This window comes from Variovorax sp. GW822-FHT04A09, from assembly GCF_058801005.1.
Map to the genome: position 1 here is coordinate 425311 of NZ_JBXAMV010000002.1, position 16732 is coordinate 442042.

Annotated in this window: 18 protein-coding genes; 16 read left to right on the forward strand and 2 right to left on the reverse strand. The window is 65.1% G+C overall.

The window, feature by feature from the left end:
• The first annotated feature begins 7 nt into the window (after positions 1-7).
• The 16 genes from rpoE to AC1RLW_RS13140 all read left to right on the forward strand — a co-directional run bounded on the left by rpoE (position 8) and on the right by AC1RLW_RS13140 (position 15116).
• Positions 8-682, forward strand: coding sequence for an RNA polymerase sigma factor RpoE (gene rpoE / locus AC1RLW_RS13065; protein ID WP_235926394.1), 675 nt, complete (start codon positions 8-10; stop codon positions 680-682).
• Between the two features lie 17 nt (positions 683-699).
• Positions 700-1374: a sigma-E factor negative regulatory protein gene (locus AC1RLW_RS13070; RefSeq protein ID WP_493193349.1), complete on the forward strand. Its 675-nt coding sequence runs from the start codon at positions 700-702 to the stop codon at positions 1372-1374.
• Between the two features lie 38 nt (positions 1375-1412).
• Entirely contained in the window at positions 1413-2480 is a 1068-nt protein-coding gene (locus AC1RLW_RS13075) for a MucB/RseB C-terminal domain-containing protein (protein ID WP_493193350.1), read from the forward strand.
• Between the two features lie 108 nt (positions 2481-2588).
• Complete coding sequence (locus AC1RLW_RS13080) at positions 2589-4067, forward strand: DegQ family serine endoprotease (RefSeq protein WP_062475536.1); 1479 nt, start codon at positions 2589-2591, stop codon at positions 4065-4067.
• Between the two features lie 522 nt (positions 4068-4589).
• Positions 4590-6401, forward strand: coding sequence for a translation elongation factor 4 (gene lepA, locus AC1RLW_RS13085; protein ID WP_070062248.1), 1812 nt, complete (start codon positions 4590-4592; stop codon positions 6399-6401).
• Positions 6402-6412: 11 nt separating this feature from the next.
• Positions 6413-7378: a signal peptidase I gene (lepB, locus tag AC1RLW_RS13090; protein ID WP_062475534.1), complete on the forward strand. Its 966-nt coding sequence runs from the start codon at positions 6413-6415 to the stop codon at positions 7376-7378.
• Between the two features lie 41 nt (positions 7379-7419).
• Entirely contained in the window at positions 7420-7791 is a 372-nt protein-coding gene (locus tag AC1RLW_RS13095; protein WP_062475531.1) for a DUF4845 domain-containing protein, read from the forward strand.
• A 20-nt stretch (positions 7792-7811) separates the two neighbouring features.
• Positions 7812-8498, forward strand: coding sequence for a ribonuclease III (gene rnc / locus AC1RLW_RS13100; RefSeq protein WP_056572447.1), 687 nt, complete (start codon positions 7812-7814; stop codon positions 8496-8498).
• Positions 8499-8505: 7 nt separating this feature from the next.
• Complete coding sequence (era, locus tag AC1RLW_RS13105; RefSeq protein WP_493193352.1) at positions 8506-9471, forward strand: GTPase Era; 966 nt, start codon at positions 8506-8508, stop codon at positions 9469-9471.
• 1 nt (position 9472) lies between these two features.
• Positions 9473-10246: a DNA repair protein RecO gene (recO, locus tag AC1RLW_RS13110; RefSeq protein ID WP_062475523.1), complete on the forward strand. Its 774-nt coding sequence runs from the start codon at positions 9473-9475 to the stop codon at positions 10244-10246.
• Entirely contained in the window at positions 10243-11010 is a 768-nt protein-coding gene (locus AC1RLW_RS13115) for a pyridoxine 5'-phosphate synthase (RefSeq protein ID WP_493193354.1), read from the forward strand. Before recO ends, AC1RLW_RS13115 begins: the two co-directional genes overlap by 4 nt.
• On the forward strand, positions 11007-11399 hold the full coding sequence (gene acpS, locus AC1RLW_RS13120) for a holo-ACP synthase (protein WP_056572075.1): 393 nt from the start codon (positions 11007-11009) through the stop codon (positions 11397-11399). The genes AC1RLW_RS13115 and acpS overlap by 4 nt, the downstream gene beginning before the upstream one ends.
• Before the next feature lie 44 nt (positions 11400-11443).
• A complete protein-coding gene (gene nagZ / locus AC1RLW_RS13125) occupies positions 11444-12511 on the forward strand; it encodes a beta-N-acetylhexosaminidase (RefSeq protein ID WP_493193356.1) in 1068 nt (355 codons plus the stop codon).
• A 31-nt stretch (positions 12512-12542) separates the two neighbouring features.
• Positions 12543-13892: a glycosyltransferase family protein gene (locus AC1RLW_RS13130; protein ID WP_493193358.1), complete on the forward strand. Its 1350-nt coding sequence runs from the start codon at positions 12543-12545 to the stop codon at positions 13890-13892.
• A 15-nt stretch (positions 13893-13907) separates the two neighbouring features.
• Positions 13908-14153, forward strand: a complete 246-nt coding sequence (locus AC1RLW_RS13135; RefSeq protein ID WP_493193360.1) for a hypothetical protein — start codon at positions 13908-13910, stop codon at positions 14151-14153.
• A gap of 147 nt (positions 14154-14300) precedes the next feature.
• Positions 14301-15116: a galactosyltransferase-related protein gene (locus tag AC1RLW_RS13140; RefSeq protein WP_493193362.1), complete on the forward strand. Its 816-nt coding sequence runs from the start codon at positions 14301-14303 to the stop codon at positions 15114-15116.
• Positions 15117-15120: 4 nt separating this feature from the next.
• Here AC1RLW_RS13140 and AC1RLW_RS13145 read toward each other — a convergent pair whose 3' ends face one another.
• Positions 15121-15981: a hypothetical protein gene (locus AC1RLW_RS13145; protein ID WP_493193364.1), complete on the reverse strand. Its 861-nt coding sequence runs from the start codon at positions 15979-15981 to the stop codon at positions 15121-15123.
• Between the two features lie 74 nt (positions 15982-16055).
• Positions 16056-16682 (reverse strand): class I SAM-dependent methyltransferase, encoded by a 627-nt coding sequence (locus AC1RLW_RS13150; RefSeq protein ID WP_493193366.1) that lies wholly within the window; start codon positions 16680-16682, stop codon positions 16056-16058.
• Between the last annotated feature and the right edge of the window lie 50 nt (positions 16683-16732).

Sequence of the window (16732 nt, forward strand, 5' to 3'; positions counted from 1 at the left end):
CGTTTCGATGACCACGTCCCTGCCTCCCGTGCCTCCGGAGTCCGCGCTGCCCGATGAGGCGGCGCAGGCGCCGCGCCCGGGTGAGGTTGATTTCCAGCTGGTGCAGCGCACCGTCGCGGGCGACCAGAAGGCGTTCGAGCTGCTGGTCATCAAGTACCAGCGCCGCATCGAACGGCTGATCGGGCGCATGGTGCGCGATGTCGACCTGATCGAGGACATCGCCCAGGAAACCTTCATTCGCGCCTACCGCGCGCTGCACCAGTTCCGCGGCGAGGCCCAGTTCTACACCTGGCTGTACCGGATCGCCGTCAATACCGCCAAGAAGGCGCTGGTGGACATGAAGCGCGATCCGACCGTCTCCGAAAGCGCACTGCGTTCGTCCTCGGACGACGAAGATGAAACTTACCGTCCTGGAAACGAACCAACCAGCGATGAAACCCCCGAATCGGTCATGGCGGCGAATGAAATCGCCAGTGCCGTCGAGGCTGCCATGGAAGCGCTCCCGACCGAGTTGCGCCAGGCGGTCACGCTGCGCGAGATCGAGGGGATGAGTTACGAAGAGATTGCCGAGGTCATGGATTGCCCGATCGGCACGGTGCGCTCGCGTATTTTCCGGGCGCGCGAGGCCATTTCGGCCAGGGTCAAGCCGCTGCTGGACAACCAGTCCGGCAAGCGTTGGTAGATCAGCAGGTGAATGACATGAATCAGACGATGACGGTTCGGGAACAGGTGTCCGCGCTGGCGGACGGCCATTTGCAGGGCGAGGCGTTCGCGCGTGCGATCGAATCCGTCTGCGCCGAGGACGACTCGCGCGACGCCTGGCATGCGTACCACGTGTTGGGCGACGTGCTGCGCTCGTCGGCGCATTCGCGCTGCAGCGACACCTCGGCCTTCCTGGCGCGCTTCCAGCAGCGGCTGGCGCAGGAGTCGGTCGTGATCGCTCCGCCCGCGGCCGTGGCGCCGCTGGCCGCCGTGCCGGCCGCAATGCCCGTGCGGCAACGCGCCGAGGCGGCCAACGAGCCGGTGTTCCGCTGGAAACTGGTGGCCGGCGCCGCGTCGTTGATGGCCGTGGCGGCCATCAGCTGGACGCTGGTCGGCAACGGCGCTGCGGTGCCGAACGGCGGTGCCCAACTGGCCGCGGTGCAGCCGCCCGTGGCGAACTCGGTGCTGGCGGCCGCGGCCGGTGGCAGCGAACTGCCGGGCAATGGCGCCCTGACACCGACCCGCGTGCTGGTCGGCAGCGGCAATCCGCAGGTCATGCTGCGCGATCCGCGCCTTGACCAGCTGCTCGAAGCCCACCAGCAGGCCGGTGGTGCATCGCAAATGCCGTCCGGTTTCCTGCGCAACGCCACCTTCGAGGGCCCCACGCGCTGATTGCGCGACCGTCGCCGCCTGCAATGACCGTTGTTCACATGCCGATTTCCGCACGCACCCTGGTGCTCGCGTTTGCTGTTCTTTGCCTGGGGCAGATGGCCACCGCGCAGACCCGCTACGGTGCGGCGAACACGAAGAGCGTGCCCTCGGCGCAGACCGACGAACCGCCGGCCATGGGCGTGACCGAGTGGCTGCAGCGCATGCATGCGGGCGCGCGGCAGCGCAGCTACGTGGGCACCTTCGTGGTGTCGGCGCCGGGCGGCGACCTGTCGAGCGCGCGCATCTGGCATGTGCGCGACGGCGATCACCAGCTGGAGCGCATCGAAGCGCTGTCGGGCCCGCCGCGCTCGACCTTCCGGCGCAACCGCAACGTGATGACCTTCCTGCCCGAGGCGAAGGTCGTGAAGGTCGAGAAGCGCGAGAACCTCGACCTCTTCCCCAATCTGCCCGACAAGCCCGATTCGTCGGTGGGCGACTACTACGACGTGCGCGCCATCGGCAAGGACCGTGTCGCGGGTTTCGACGCCGACGTGGTGCAGCTGGTGCCGCGCGACGGCCTGCGCTTCGGCTACCGCATCTGGAGCGAACGGCGCTCCGGCCTCGTGGTGAAGCTACAGACCGTCGACAGCGACACCCGCGTGGTCGAGCAGTCGGCATTCTCCGAGCTGCAGCTCGATGCGCCCGTGAAGGCGCAGGCGCTCGCGCAGATGATGGCCAACACCAGCGGCTACCGCATCGAGAAGCTCGAACTCGAGCGCAGCACCGCGCAGGACGAAGGCTGGATGCTGCGCACACCCGTGGCCGGATTCAAGCCTCGAAGCTTCTTCCGGCGCCCCGCGCTGCCCGCCGGCGACGGCAAGCCGCCCAAGCCCGAGGCAACCACCGTCCAGTGGACCTTCTCCGACGGACTGGCGACGGTCTCGCTCTTCATCGAACGCTACGACCCCGCGCGCACGCCCAGCGATGGCGTGCTGACCATCGGTGCCACCAACGCGATCCGTCGGCGACTGCCCGCACCGGCCAGCGACTGGTGGCTGACCGCGGTCGGCGAGGTGCCGCAGCAGACGCTCAATGCCTTTGCCCAGAGCCTCGCGCGCACGCGCTGACGGGCGGTGCGCTGACGCCGTGCAGGCGTTCGGGCTGAACCAAGCCGGCGCCGGGTACTCATAGCCTCTGTCGTTATTTGCAGCTCTGTTCTTTTTGAAAGACAACCGATGATGTTCAAAGTCGAGGGACACAAGCTTCGTTCCGGTCTGCTGGCCTTTGCGCTGGCGCTGACGGCCGGCGCCACTTTCCTGCCGGTCGAGTCGGTGCATGCGCAGACGCGCACGCTGCCCGACTTCACCGACCTGGTCGACCAGGTCGGTCCGTCCGTGGTCAACATCCGCACCGTCGAGAAGGTCGCGCAGCGCGGCGGCGGCAACGGCGAGATGGACGAGGAGATGCAGGAGTTCTTCCGCCGTTTCTTCGGCCAGCCGCTGCCGGGCACGCCACGCCAGGGGCCGCGTCCGAACCGTCCGCAGCAGGAAGAAGAACGTCCGCGCGGCGTGGGCTCGGGCTTCATCCTGACGGGCGACGGCTACGTCATGACCAATGCACACGTGGTGGAAGACGCCTCCGAGGTGCTGGTCACGCTGCCCGACAAGCGCGAGTTCAAGGCCAAGATCATCGGTGCCGACAAGCGCACCGACGTGGCCGTGGTGAAGATCGAAGCCACGGGCCTGCCCGCGGTGAAGGTGGGCGACATCTCCAAGCTGCGCGTGGGCGAGTGGGTGATGGCGATCGGCTCGCCCTTCGGCCTGGAGAACACCGTCACCGCCGGCATCGTGAGCGCCAAGCAGCGCGACACGGGCGAGTACCTGCCGTTCATCCAGACCGACGTGGCCATCAACCCCGGCAACTCGGGCGGCCCGCTGATCAACATGCGCGGCGAAGTGGTGGGCATCAACAGCCAGATCTATTCGCGCTCGGGCGGCTTCATGGGCATCTCGTTCTCGATCCCGATCGACGAGGCCATCCGCGTCAGCGAGCAGTTGCGCACCTCGGGGCGCGTCTCGCGCGGGCGCATCGGCGTGCAGATCGACCAGGTCACCAAGGACGTGGCCGAAGCCATCGGCCTGGGCAAGGCGCAGGGCGCGCTGGTGCGCGGCGTCGAAGCCGGTTCGCCGGGCGAGAAGGCCGGCGTGGAGCCGGGCGACGTCATCACCAAGTTCGACGGCAAGGCGATCGAGAAGCCGAGCGACCTGCCGCGCCTCGTGGGCAACACCAAGCCGGGCACCAAGAGCACGTTGACCGTGTTCCGCCGTGGCAGCTCGCGCGACCTCAGCGTGACCATCGCCGAGATCGAGCCCGACAAGCCCGCCAAGCGCGCAACCGACCGCGATGAGCCGGCTGCGAAGCCGTCTGCTTCCGCGGCCCTCAAGTCGCTCGGCCTCGCGGTCAGCGACCTCAGCGATGCGCAGAAGAAAGAGCTCAAGCTGAAGGGCGGCGTGAAGGTCGATGCCGCCAACGACGCCGCGGCACGGGCCGGCCTGCGTGAGGGTGACGTCATCCTCGCGGTGGGCAATCTCGAGGTGGCGAATGCCCGCGAATTCGAGGCAGCGGTCGCCAAGGCGGACAAGGCCAAGTCGCTGAGCGTGCTCTACCGCCGGGGCGACTGGGCGCAGTACGCCCTGATCCGACCCGCACGCTGATACGGCGGCGGCGTCAAGTGGCCCCACCCGGCAGTCGGGTTTGGGGCCATTTTTTCGAGGTGTTTACGACGCTTCGGCGCCGGCCTCTAAAAAAATCCGGGGCCTCGAAAACGACAAGATTTGTTTGCGTTCACTAACTTATAAAAGGGCTAAGGACGAATTTCGGTAGAATAGACAGCTCCTGGCGGCCAGTCAGCGCATAAAGAGGGCGATGGCCTTCACGATGCGAGATGTCACACAGCCGTCCACCGGTGCTCCACAGATCGCCCACAAGTTGTTCAGCTACTGCTCCACCGATCCTGTTGATAAGTTGTGAGTATCTTTGATGTTGTGGACCTGCAACGAGCCCTTTGGACCCTGTTCCCGGATGTACGTGCTTCCCTTTTTGCCTACAATGAAGTTCCAACTACTGCAGTTGCCATTGCTTGTTGGTTCAGGGCGCGTCTCCAGAAGACGCGCCCTTTTTTCTTGGCCCCGCCCCTCGGCGCCCGAGCCAATTCAAGTACTTAAGCGTTCCCGTTGATGAATCACATCAGAAATTTTTCGATCATTGCGCACATCGATCATGGCAAGTCGACGCTCGCAGACCGTTTGATCCAACGTTGCGGCGGCCTCGCGGAACGCGAGATGGAAGCGCAGGTGCTCGACTCGATGGACATCGAAAAAGAGCGTGGGATAACCATCAAGGCGCAGACCGCCGCGCTGCACTACAAGGCACGCGATGGACAGGTCTACAACCTCAATCTGATCGACACGCCGGGCCACGTCGACTTCTCGTACGAAGTGAGCCGCTCGCTGTCGGCATGTGAAGGCGCATTGCTCGTTGTCGACGCATCGCAAGGCGTTGAAGCGCAGACGGTGGCCAACTGCTACACCGCGCTCGACCTCGGTGTCGAAGTGATCCCGGTGCTCAACAAGATCGATCTGCCGAACGCAGACCTCGACAACGCGCGCACCGAAATCGAAGACGTGATCGGCATCGATGCGACCGACGCGATTCCGTGCTCCGCAAAAACCGGTGTCGGCATCGACGACATCCTCGAGACCATCGTCGCGCGCATGCCCGCACCGCGCGGCAATCCCGACGGTCCGCTGCGCGCGATGATCATCGACAGCTGGTTCGACCCGTACGTCGGCGTCGTGATGCTGGTGCGCGTGGTCGATGGCCGCCTCGTGAAGGGCGAGCGCATCAAGATGATGGCGTCGGGTGCGATGTACAACGCCGACAGCATCGGCGTCTTCACGCCCGCCAACGAAGCGCGCGCGTCGCTCGAAGCCGGCGAGGTGGGCTACATCATCGCGGGCATCAAGGAACTGCAGGCGGCCAAGGTCGGCGACACGGTCACGCTGATCCGGCCCGGCACCGGTGGCGCCGCCGCCACGGCCACCGAGGCGCTGCCCGGCTTCAAGGAAATCCAGCCGCAGGTGTTCGCGGGCCTGTACCCGACCGAAGCCAGCGAGTACGACTCGCTGCGCGACGCGCTCGAGAAGCTCAAGCTCAACGATTCGTCGCTGCGCTACGAACCCGAAGTGAGCCAGGCGCTGGGCTTCGGCTTCCGCTGCGGCTTCCTGGGCCTGCTGCACATGGAGATCGTGCAGGAGCGCCTGGAGCGCGAGTTCGACCAGGACCTGATCACGACCGCGCCCAGCGTGGTCTACCAGGTGGTGCGCAACGACGGCGAAGTCATCATGGTCGAGAACCCGTCCAAGATGCCCGACGTCGGCAAGATGGCGGAAATCCGCGAGCCCATCGTCACCGTACACCTGTACATGCCGCAGGAATACGTCGGCTCCGTCATGACGCTGGCCAACCAGAAGCGCGGCGTGCAGCTGAACATGGCTTACCACGGCCGCCAGGTCATGCTGACCTACGAGATGCCGCTCGGCGAAATCGTGCTCGACTTCTTCGACAAGCTGAAGTCGGTGAGCCGCGGCTACGCCTCCATGGACTACGAGTTCAAGGAGTACCGCGCCTCCGACGTGGTGAAGGTCGACATCCTGCTCAACGGCGACAAGGTCGATGCGCTGTCGATCATCGTGCACCGCAGCCAGTCGCAGTACCGCGGCCGTGCCGTGGTCTCGAAGATGCGCGAGATCATTTCGCGCCAGATGTACGACGTGGCGATCCAGGCTGCCATCGGGGTCACGATCATTGCGCGTGAGACAATCAAGGCACTTCGCAAGAACGTGCTCGCCAAGTGCTACGGCGGCGACATCTCCCGCAAGAAGAAGCTGCTCGAGAAGCAGAAGGCGGGCAAGAAAAGAATGAAGCAGATCGGCTCCGTCGAAGTCCCGCAAGAGGCCTTCCTCGCGATTCTGCAAGTCGAAGACTGATCACCACGAACATGGCATACCTCACCACCCTGGTTCTCGCGGCGTTCGCCAGCTACGTCGGCGCCTGGTATTTCGGCGCGCTCGAAGGCAACTTCGCGCTGCTGCTGTTCGTGGCCACGGTGGTCACCGGGGTCTACTGGCTGGCCGAGCGCTTCTACTTCCTGCCGCAGCGCGAACGCGCCGCCGCCACGCTCGAGAGCTCCATCGCCGAACGCAACACGCGGCTGGCGGGGCAGGGCATCACCCAGGTCGACACCACCGACGCCAAGGCCAGCGAGCGCCTGCTGATGCAGCCCTGGTGGCTCGACTGGACGGCGGGCCTGTTCCCGGTGATCCTGGTGGTGTTCCTGCTGCGCTCGTTCCTGTACGAGCCCTTCAAGATTCCCTCGGGCTCGATGATGCCCACGCTGCTGACCGGCGACCTGATCCTGGTCAACAAGTTCACCTACGGCCTGCGCCTGCCGGTCGTCAACACCAAGCTCACCGACGGCACGCCGCTGGCGCGCGGCGACGTGGTGGTGTTCCGCTACCCGCCCAAGCCCAGCATGGACTACATCAAGCGCGTGGTCGGCATCCCGGGCGACGAGGTGGCCTACCTGAACAAGAAGCTCACGATCAACGGCCAGCCGGTGGGCAAGGCCCCGATCGCCGACTACCTCGATGGCGAGTCGATGCGCATCCTGAAGCAGTTCGACGAAGACCTCGGCGGCAAGCAGCACAAGATCCTCAACGACGAGAACGCCCCCGCCTTCGTGCCCGGGGCCAGCGACTTCCCGTTCCGCGAGAACTGCCGCTACTCGGTCGAGGGCGTGGTGTGCAAGGTGCCCGAAGGCAACTATTTCATGATGGGCGACAACCGCGATAATTCGGCCGATTCCCGTTTCTGGGGATTCGTACCGGACAAGAACATCGTGGGCAGGGCCTTCTTTGTCTGGATGAACTTCGGCGATCTCGGTCGCATCGGTCCGTTTCAATAATTAATCAACAGTCAACGTTACTGTTCGAGGGGTAAGAGGGCATGAGAACCAACAGTCGGTCCGTCCGTGGCAGTGCCGCGCACCAGCGCGGCATCTCGTTCATCGGCCTGGTGTTCGTCGCGGCGGTGCTGGGCTGCGTGGGCGTCGTCGTCGCGCAGGTCATTCCGACGCTGATCGAATGGCAGGCCATCGACAAGGCCGCCAACAAGGCCAAGGAAGGCGCCACGGTGCCCGAGATCCGTGCGATCTTCGACCGTGCCCAGGCCATCGACGACTTCAAGTCGGTCAGCGGCCGGGACCTCGAGATCAAGAAGGTGGGCGACAAGGTCGTCGTGTCGTATGCGTACGAGCGCGAGATCCCCCTGTTCGGGCCGGCCTACCTGACGCTCAAATACAAGGGCGCGTCCCGCTGACCGCGGTGTCGAACAAGAAGGTGGACGGCAGCCTCGTCGCGCTGCAGGCGCGCCTTCAGTACACGTTCTCGGACCCGCGCCTGCTCCAGCTCGCGCTCACGCACCGCAGTTTCTCGGCCGATCACAACGAGCGCCTCGAGTTTCTCGGCGACTCGGTGCTGAACCTGGCCGTCTCGCACCTGCTGTACATCCGTCTCTCGGAACTGCCCGAGGGCGACCTGTCGCGCGTGCGGGCCAACCTGGTCAAGCAGGACACGCTGCACCGGCTCGCGCTGGGGCTGGCGCTGTCGCCGTTGCTGCGCCTGGGTGAAGGCGAGGCCCGCTCGGGCGGCCCGAACCGGCCTTCCATCCTGGCGGACGCGCTCGAAGCGCTGATCGGCGCGGTCTACCTGGACGCCGGCTTTGCCGCCGCGCAGGCGCTGGTGCACCGGCTCTACGAGGCGGTCGAGATCAATCCGCGCATGGAAGCCGCCGCGAAAGACCCGAAGACCGAATTGCAGGAATGGCTGCAGGGCCACAAAATGAAGCTGCCGGTGTACCGTGTGGCAGCGACGCTGGGTGCAGCGCACAAGCAGACCTTCGATGTCGAGTGCGAGGTGCCCGAGCTGGGCCTTCGCGAGCGCGGCATCGGCGGCTCGCGCCGCGCCGGCGAGCAAGCTGCCGCGGCCGCCATGTTGATCCGGCTCAAGGCACGCGGCGCCGCGTGAAATCAGAATGAACGATGTAACCAATCCCGCAGCGGGACCCGAAGACACCGCAGGCGACATGCCTGCCACCGGGCCGCAGCACTGCGGCCTGATCGCCATCGTCGGCAAGCCCAATGTGGGCAAGTCGACGCTGCTCAATGCGCTGGTCGGCCAGAAGATCAGCATCACCTCGCGCAAGGCACAGACCACGCGCCACCGCATCACCGGCATGCGCACGCTGGGCGCCACGCAGTTCGTGTTCGTCGACACGCCGGGTTTCCAGACCCTGCATGCCAACGCGCTGAACAAGTCGCTCAACAAGACCGTGCAGGGCGCGGTCGGCGACGTCGACCTGATCCTGTTCGTGGTCGAGGCCGGCAGCTTCACGCCGGCCGACGAGCGCGTGCTCAAGCTGCTGGGCAAGGGCATCCCCACGGTGCTGCTGGCCAACAAGCTGGACAACGTGCACCGCCGCGGCGACATCGCGCCCTGGCTGCAGACGATGCAGGCCAAGCACAGCTTCGCCGAGTTCGTGCCGATGTCGGCCAAGAACGCGAAGGACGTCGAGCGCCTGTTCGGCATCTGCGAGAAATACCTGCCCGAGCAGCCCTGGTTCTACGACGAAGACGAGCTCACCGACCGCAGCGAGAAATTCCTCGCCGGCGAGCTGGTGCGCGAAAAGCTCTTCCGCCTCACGGGCGACGAGCTGCCCTACACCTCGACCGTCATCATCGACAAGTTCGAGGAAGAGCCGCCCCAGAAGAAGGGCCAGAAGCGCCTGCTGCGCATTGCCGCCACCATCGTGGTCGAGCGCGACGGCCACAAGGCCATGGTGATCGGCGACAAGGGCGAGCGCATCAAGCGCATCGGCATGGAAACCCGCGTCGAGCTCGAGAAACTGGCCGACGCCAAGGTGTTCCTCGAGCTGTGGGTGAAGGTGCGCTCCGGCTGGGCCGACGACGAGGCGCGCGTGCGCTCCTTCGGCTACGAATGAAGTGGCTGCCGCTCATCGCGTTTCGCATGAACCGGCTTACGTGCTCCATCGCTACGACTGGAGCGAGTCGAGCCTGATCCTCGAAGTCTTCACCCGCCACCACGGGCGCATCGCGCTCGTGGCCAAGGGGGCGAAGCGGCCGAGTTCCAATTTCCGTCCCGTGCTGCTGCCGCTGCAGCCGCTGCAGCTCAACTACGGCGGCGACGCCGAGATCCGCACGCTCAAAGGTGCCGAGTGGATGGGCGGCCACGTCATGCCGACCGGCGAGGCGTTGCTCTCGGGCTACTACGTCAACGAACTGCTGCTGCGCCTGCTGGCGCGCGACGACGCGCACGAGGCGCTGTTCGACGCCTACGCCGGCGTGGTGCAGGTGTTGGCCGGCGACCATGCGGGCGCCCAGGCCGCGACGCAGGCCGCCGCGCTGCGTGCCTTCGAGCTGCTGCTGCTGCGCTCGGTCGGCCTGCTGCCCTCGCTCGACGTGCAGACGCTCACCCTGGAGCCGCTGGCGGCCCGCACGCGCTACACCCTCGTGCCCGAAGCCGGCCTGCGCCAGGCGGCCAAGGACGAGGCCGCGCTGGCCGGCGCCGACTGGCAGGTGCTGCAGAGCGTGCTCGACGACCGCACCCCGTTCACCGCCACCCTGCGCGAGGTCGCGACGATGAACGCCGGCAGCAACAGTGCCCTGCGTAACCAGCTGCGGGCCTTGCTCAACTACCATTGCGGCGTGACCACGCTGCGCACGCGGCAAATGATGAGAGATCTGCAAGCACTATGAGCACTTCTTCGGGCGATGCCGGTACCACGGCCCTGTCAGTCAATCTCAACAAGGTCGCCTTGGTGCGCAACACGCGCCACCTCGGCATCCCGAGCGTGGTGGGCGCGGCCCAGGCCTGTCTGGCCGCGGGCGCGCAGGGCATCACCGTGCACCCGCGCCCCGACGCGCGCCACATCCGCGCGCACGACGTGAGCGACCTGTCGGAACTGCTCGCCAAGGACTGGCCGGGCATCGAGTTCAACATCGAAGGCAACCCCTTCCACAACCTGATGGACTTCGTGCGCGACCTGAAGCCGCACCAGGCCACCTTCGTGCCCGACAGCGAAACCCAGTCGACCAGCGACCACGGCTGGAGCTTCCCGGAAGACGCCGAGCGCCTGCGCCCGCTGGTCGCCGAAGCCAAGGCGCTGGGCGTGCGCGTGAGCCTGTTCATGGACCCGATCCCGGAGATGATGGCCGCCGTCAAGGCCGTGGGCGCCGACCGCGTCGAGCTCTACACCGAAGGCTATGCCGCCTCGCGCGGCACGCCGCAGGAAGCCACCGTGCTCGCGCGCTACGTGGCCGCGGCGCAGGCCGCCCATGCGGCGGGCCTGGGCGTCAACGCCGGCCACGACCTGAGCCGCGACAACCTCACGCCGTTCCTGCGCGCCGTGCGCGGTGTGCATGAGGTGTCGATCGGCCATGCTTTTGTCGCCGATGCGCTCGAACTCGGGTACGCCGCGACCACGCGCGACTACCTGCGCTGCATCGCCGACGCCGCATGATCTACGGCATCGGGACCGACATCTGCGATGTGCGCCGCATCGCGGCCACCTTCGAGCGCCAGGGCGAGCGCTTCGCCCGCCGGGTCCTGAGCGACGCCGAGTTCGCCATCTGGCAGGCCCGCGCCGCACGTTGGCCCAAGCGCGGCCTGAGCTACCTCGCCACGCGTTTTTCCGCCAAGGAAGCCTTCAGTAAGGCCATCGGCCTGGGCATGCGCATGCCGATGAGCTGGCGCCTGTGCGAGATCGCCAACCTGCGCAGCGGCAAGCCGGTGATCGTGCTGCACGGCGAGCTGAAAGACTGGTTCGAGGCGCAGGGCCTGACGGCGCACGTAACCGTCACCGACGAAACCGAGTACGCCGCCAGCTTCGTGGTGGTGGAAAAGGCCTGAACGAATCTCCGGCGCCGCTGCGCCTTGCCGACCGATCGACCGACATGACCGAACTGAACCACGCGCCGCTCCTCATCGATGTGGCCGGCACCGAACTCACCGCCGCCGACCGCCGGCGCCTCGCCAACCCGCATGTGGGCGGCGTGATCCACTTCACCCGCAACTGGCAGGATCGCGGGCAGATGACCGCGCTGAACGCCGAGATCAAGGCGATCCGGCCCGACCTGCTGATCTGCGTCGACCACGAAGGCGGGCGCGTGCAGCGCTTTCGCACCGACGGCTTCACACGGCTGCCCTCGATGCGCAGCCTGGGCGAGCTGTGGATGCACGATGCCCTGCGCGCCACGCAGGTCGCCACCGCCGCCGGTCAGGTGCTGGCCGGCGAGCTGCGCGCCTGCGGTGTCGACTTCAGCTTCGCGCCGGTGCTCGACCTGGACTACGGCGGCAGCAGCGTGATCGGCGACCGCAGCTTCCACCGCGACCCGCGCGTGGTCGCGCTGCTCGCCAAGAGCGTGATGCACGGCATGCTTCAGATGGGCATGCGCAACTGCGGCAAGCATTTTCCGGGGCACGGCTTCGTGCAGGCCGATTCGCACGTCGAGATTCCGGTCGACCGGCGCAGCCTCAAGGCCATTCTGGCCGACGACGCGCGGCCCTACGACTGGCTGGGCGGCACGCTCGCGGCCGTGATGCCCGCGCATGTGATCTACCCGAAGGTCGACAAGCGGCCGGCGGGTTTCTCGTCGAAATGGCTCAAGGCAATCCTGCGCCAGCGCTTCGCGTTCGACGGCGCCGTGTTCAGCGATGACCTGAGCATGGAGGCAGGGCGCTACATCGATGGCGAGCTGCTGAGCTATACAGATGCGGCGTTGGCTGCGCTCGAAGCCGGATGCGATCTGGCGCTGTTGTGCAACCAGAGTGTGGGAGACGGGCGTTTGCTGGACGACTTCCTCGACGGATTCGAGGCTGCCGTGCGCGCGGGCCGATGGCAGCCGGACACGAACAGCGAAGCGCGCCGGCAGGCGCTGCTGCCGACGGGCGCCGCACCCGACTGGCAGACGCTGGTCGCCTCGCGCGGATACCGCGACGCAAGGCGGATCGTGGACATCTGAGCGCTGCTGTCCCGCCAATCCGGAGCCCGCCATGCCCCTGTGCCTCAGTCTTTTTCAGCGCATGGATGAGGCTGTGCTGCGCAACCATGCGCACTACTGTCGCCTGTTTGGCTACCCTCACCAATGGCTGGAGAGCGACAAGCTGATCCATCCGGCGCTGCGTGCCAGCGCCAAGTACAGCCAGATCCTTCGCCATTTGCGGACGCTGGACGAGGGTGACTGGCTGTTTTTTCTCGATGGCGACTCGGTGATCTTTCACCCCGTGGCCATCGACACCCTGGTGCAAGGCTTCGACCTGCTCGCGGCGGAAGGGCCGCCAACCGACGGTCGACCGGGTCCGGCCATGACCAACACGCTGGTCGTGCGCAACACGGCGGCCAATCGGGCGTTGCTGCACCAGCTGATCGTGGACTCGGGCCATGTCGTTGCACTGGAGTCTGATCGGCTCGACGAGACGGCACGGCTGCGTCCAGCAGGACTGCTGGCGTGCAATGGCATCGTGGCCGATGTCTACTTCAACGTGTCCTGGCGCATTGCGCAGTGGCACAACGCGCGGGTCTTCGTGGTCAATCTGGCGCCATTGCCTGTTCCGTTGCCAGGCGGTGGATGGCGCGACGAGGTCCTGCACGACGTGAACCTGCAGGCCTTGCTGGTGCGCGAAGTCAACGGCGCGCTGATGCACGGTCGGCCCGTACTGCAGCCACCCCAATACCCCTCGCTTGGCGACGAACCTCTCAGCAGCCTCGACCCCGGCGCACGCATCGCGTTTGTGACGCTCTATACCCACCACGTGCAGACCTACGCCCGGGTCTCGGAGCACAACGTGCGCAGCTACTGCGAGAGGCACGGCTACGCGTACCACGTGTATCGCGAGGTCCCCAGCGAAATCGGACCGGGCATCAACGGCTCCTGGGTCAGGAGCTGGCTGCTGCAACAGCACCTGCCAGATCACGACTGGGTGATCTGGGTCGATGCCGATGTGCTCTTCTTCAACCAGTCTCGTCCGATCGAGCCCCTGCTGCAGGGGCGCGACCTGCTGCTGGCCAAGGATGTGGGCGCGTGGCTCTTCAATTCCGGCGTGATGGGGTTCCGCAGTACGCCGCGCAACCTCGAATTGCTGGCGCAGATCTGGTCGCGGATCGGCGAGGTGGCTGACAAGTCGGGCGTCTACAGCAGTATGGGCGACCAGTACTACACCAACGAGGTGTTGAGCCAGGCGTCGCTCCTGGACGAGCGCAGCGTGCTCGACAACCTGACCATCAACACGCCACCCTTGCTTGCAAGCGAAGACACGTTGCTCGTGCATTTCGTGAGCCTCGCCGAGCCTTATCGGTCCGTGTACATGGCTGCGATGGACGCCGCGTCGCAGCAGGTCCGGTAGGCAGGCACGACGCCGGTGCATTGCCACAAGCTGGGAAGCACACGCTACCACCAGATTCTTCCGATCACGGCCGATAAGCTCTATGAGCGTAGCAACGATCTCTACGACGTGGTGATCCTGGGCGATGTCATCGAGGACATGCTCCACGCGCAAGGCCGCGACTTGCTGGAATTTCTCAACTACCGGTCGCGCTATCTCATCGTTTCCGCACCGGAATGGGACATGACAACTGGGCCGGGCCCGGTCTGGCCGAGGTGGTGAGTGCGGTCAATGGGGCCTGACTTTTCAACGGACATTCCAGCGGCCAGAAGCTGCCGGTCAACCTGACGATTCGCGACACGCGCTACAAGGAACAGACCGACGGGCACAATGTGGTGCTGTATCGCCCCCTCTGACAAGCGTTGTCCCATGGCCGAAGCCGACAAGATTTCCCTTCGTGATATCGACATCATCGTCTCCTACAGGGAGGCAAATGAAGAGCGGCGAGAGAACCTCTACGCCGTGCTGGCGCATCTGGGCCGCACCTATACCGACTACCGGTTGTGGTTGATGGAGGCTGCGCCGACTCCGCGCTTCGAGTGGCAGAGGTTGAACGATCCGAAGATCCGGCATGTCTTCATCCACCACGACGGGCCGTTTCCCAAATCGATGCTCTACAACACGGGCGTTCGGCTGGCTCGCAGCCCTGTCATCTGCTTCCATGACGCCGACTCCATTGCCCAACCGTCAACGCTGCGCGGCTGCGTCGATGCGCTGCTGGACCGAGGCGACAGCGACGTGCTGTGCCCTTACTGGAACGTCATCAACATTGCCGGCGAGCTCAAGCGCAATTTCATGCAGTCGCCCGACTACGCATGGTTCGCATCGATCAACGCGGAGCAGTTGCCTGCGGACACCAGCGTGCTGTACTCGAATGCCAACGGGGGCATTGTGCTGTTCAAGCGCAGCGAGTACATCCGCGTCGGCGGATACAACGCGCGCCTGGAGGGGTGGGGCGGCGAGGACGATGAACTGCTGCGCAGGGCAGGGCGGCTGGGGTTGCGTTGGCACTCGATACCCGTGCCCTTGTTCCACTTGCACCACGACTCGGGTTCGCGCAATGCATTGATCGAGAGCATCCGCGACTCCGACAACTTGCGCGCGTCGAACGCCATCGAGAGCATGTCGCAGGAAGAAGTCGAGGCGCTGGCGCGTGAACTGTCCGGTTTCTTTGCGGACAACTGATTGATCAGATCCGGGCGTTGGCCTCGAGGATTCCGGCTCGCCACGCAAAGAACTCGTCGAGCGCAGGGCCCAACACGGCTGTCTGGCTGCGCGCGCTGAAGGCCTCGAAACCCTGGCGCGCCAGCCGTTGCCGCAGTTGCGGGGCGCTCACGAGCAACAAAGCCGTATCGGCCAGGCCGTCATAGGCAGCACCCGCGACCGCGTGCCGCAACTCCGGATAGAAGATCTCGCTGTCTGCATAGAGCTCGCACAGTACGGCCTTGCGCTGCCTGAAGAGCATGGAAAGCCTGGGGATCTCGATGATGCGCGAGTTGTCGAAGAAGTGCATGTTGAGCACCAGCTTTGCGCGTCGGATCATCTGGTCGCGATATGCGCTGTCCCACAGCACGTTGTCATTGCAGACCACGTGCAGGCCTTTTCTTCGCATGGCATCGATGACCTGTGCACGCCGTGGGTTCAGCGAGCCGAAGAAGAGTACGTCGATGTCCTGCAAGGCCTCGGGGAGTGCGTCTTCCTCGCTGACGTTGTCCGCAGCCTCTTCTTCGTATCCGAGCGGGACGTAGTGGCCATTGTGAATACCCAGTTCAACATAGCGGGCCAGGTTGTGCTGGCTGTAGTCCCAGACGTAGTGGCGTCGCAGCAGCGATAGGTAGGATTCATTGGAAGCCAGCGAACCTGCGACGAGCTGTTCGAAGTTCAGCACGATGCAGTTGGTGTGCACCCCTTCCAGGGCCTCGGGCATCAATTGGTGCGCAAAGCAGACAACGTTGATGGCATCCGGGCGCAGGGCAGCATGTTCGGTGCTGACCTCGTAGCCCAGCTTCCTGGCTGCGACAACGAAGGCATCTACCACGTTGCCGACCATGTGAGGGTCCGCAAGCGAGGTAAAGTGCAGCGGTAGCGAATGTTCCATCCCGTGTGCGGCCCCATGGTCGCCGTCTATTGCAGGCCCAGAATGTTCCGCTTGTGATAGTAGTCCGCAAGAGCGGCCCGAAGCTCGGTTGCCTTCTGGATCGTCTCCGACGAAGCACCTTTGCCCAAGCCGAAGAAGTAGAGGTCGTGGCTGGTGTGGTCGTAGTAGAAGGACCAGACCGAGAACCAGGCGTCACACGGAATGATCGCCCTGAAGTCTTCCTCGACCAGATTCTGGTAATAGTTCTGGTTGTTCTGCATGGTCAGTGGCGAATCGGTCGGTGCGTATTCGACCGTGCCGTGCTGCCGTCGTCCCGTGGAGGCGCAGGTCATCACGACGATGCCGGAATCCTTGACCAGTCGAAGCATGTTGAGCCAAGTCTTGCGCCAACCAGGGTTGTGCTCCATGGCCTCGCACGAGATCACTACATCGAACTCGTTGGCCTTGCCGCCGTAGTCTTCGCCATAGCAGACAAGGTCGACGCCATTGCCTTCACCTACATCCAAACCGATGTACTTGCATTCCTCGAAGAGTGTGCGAACGGAGCCGTTGATGTCCAGGCTACCGATTTCCAGTACCTTTTTCCGTTGGAAGAGTTCGCCGAGGAACTGCTTGATGCCACCGACGAAGAACAATTGCTGGGGATGGGACATGACGGACCTCCAGGACGGAAAACCCGGCAGTGTAGTGGTTGGCCGGACCG

Excerpts from the sequence above, each read along its gene's own strand:
- era (WP_493193352.1), top strand. The coding sequence starts at position 8,506 with ATGAACGATGTAACCAATCCCGCAGCGGGACCCGAAGACACCGCAGGC.
- AC1RLW_RS13145 (WP_493193364.1), bottom strand. The coding sequence starts at position 15,981 with ATGGTCGGCAACGTGGTAGATGCCTTCGTTGTCGCAGCCAGGAAGCTG.
- AC1RLW_RS13140 (WP_493193362.1), top strand. The coding sequence starts at position 14,301 with ATGGCCGAAGCCGACAAGATTTCCCTTCGTGATATCGACATCATCGTC.
- AC1RLW_RS13150 (WP_493193366.1), bottom strand. The coding sequence starts at position 16,682 with ATGTCCCATCCCCAGCAATTGTTCTTCGTCGGTGGCATCAAGCAGTTC.
- AC1RLW_RS13130 (WP_493193358.1), top strand. The coding sequence starts at position 12,543 with ATGCCCCTGTGCCTCAGTCTTTTTCAGCGCATGGATGAGGCTGTGCTG.
- nagZ (WP_493193356.1), top strand. The coding sequence starts at position 11,444 with ATGACCGAACTGAACCACGCGCCGCTCCTCATCGATGTGGCCGGCACC.
- AC1RLW_RS13080 (WP_062475536.1), top strand. The coding sequence starts at position 2,589 with ATGATGTTCAAAGTCGAGGGACACAAGCTTCGTTCCGGTCTGCTGGCC.
- lepB (WP_062475534.1), top strand. The coding sequence starts at position 6,413 with ATGGCATACCTCACCACCCTGGTTCTCGCGGCGTTCGCCAGCTACGTC.
- acpS (WP_056572075.1), top strand. The coding sequence starts at position 11,007 with ATGATCTACGGCATCGGGACCGACATCTGCGATGTGCGCCGCATCGCG.
- AC1RLW_RS13075 (WP_493193350.1), top strand. The coding sequence starts at position 1,413 with ATGCCGATTTCCGCACGCACCCTGGTGCTCGCGTTTGCTGTTCTTTGC.
- AC1RLW_RS13095 (WP_062475531.1), top strand. The coding sequence starts at position 7,420 with ATGAGAACCAACAGTCGGTCCGTCCGTGGCAGTGCCGCGCACCAGCGC.
- lepA (WP_070062248.1), top strand. The coding sequence starts at position 4,590 with ATGAATCACATCAGAAATTTTTCGATCATTGCGCACATCGATCATGGC.
- rpoE (WP_235926394.1), top strand. The coding sequence starts at position 8 with ATGACCACGTCCCTGCCTCCCGTGCCTCCGGAGTCCGCGCTGCCCGAT.
- AC1RLW_RS13115 (WP_493193354.1), top strand. The coding sequence starts at position 10,243 with ATGAGCACTTCTTCGGGCGATGCCGGTACCACGGCCCTGTCAGTCAAT.
- AC1RLW_RS13070 (WP_493193349.1), top strand. The coding sequence starts at position 700 with ATGAATCAGACGATGACGGTTCGGGAACAGGTGTCCGCGCTGGCGGAC.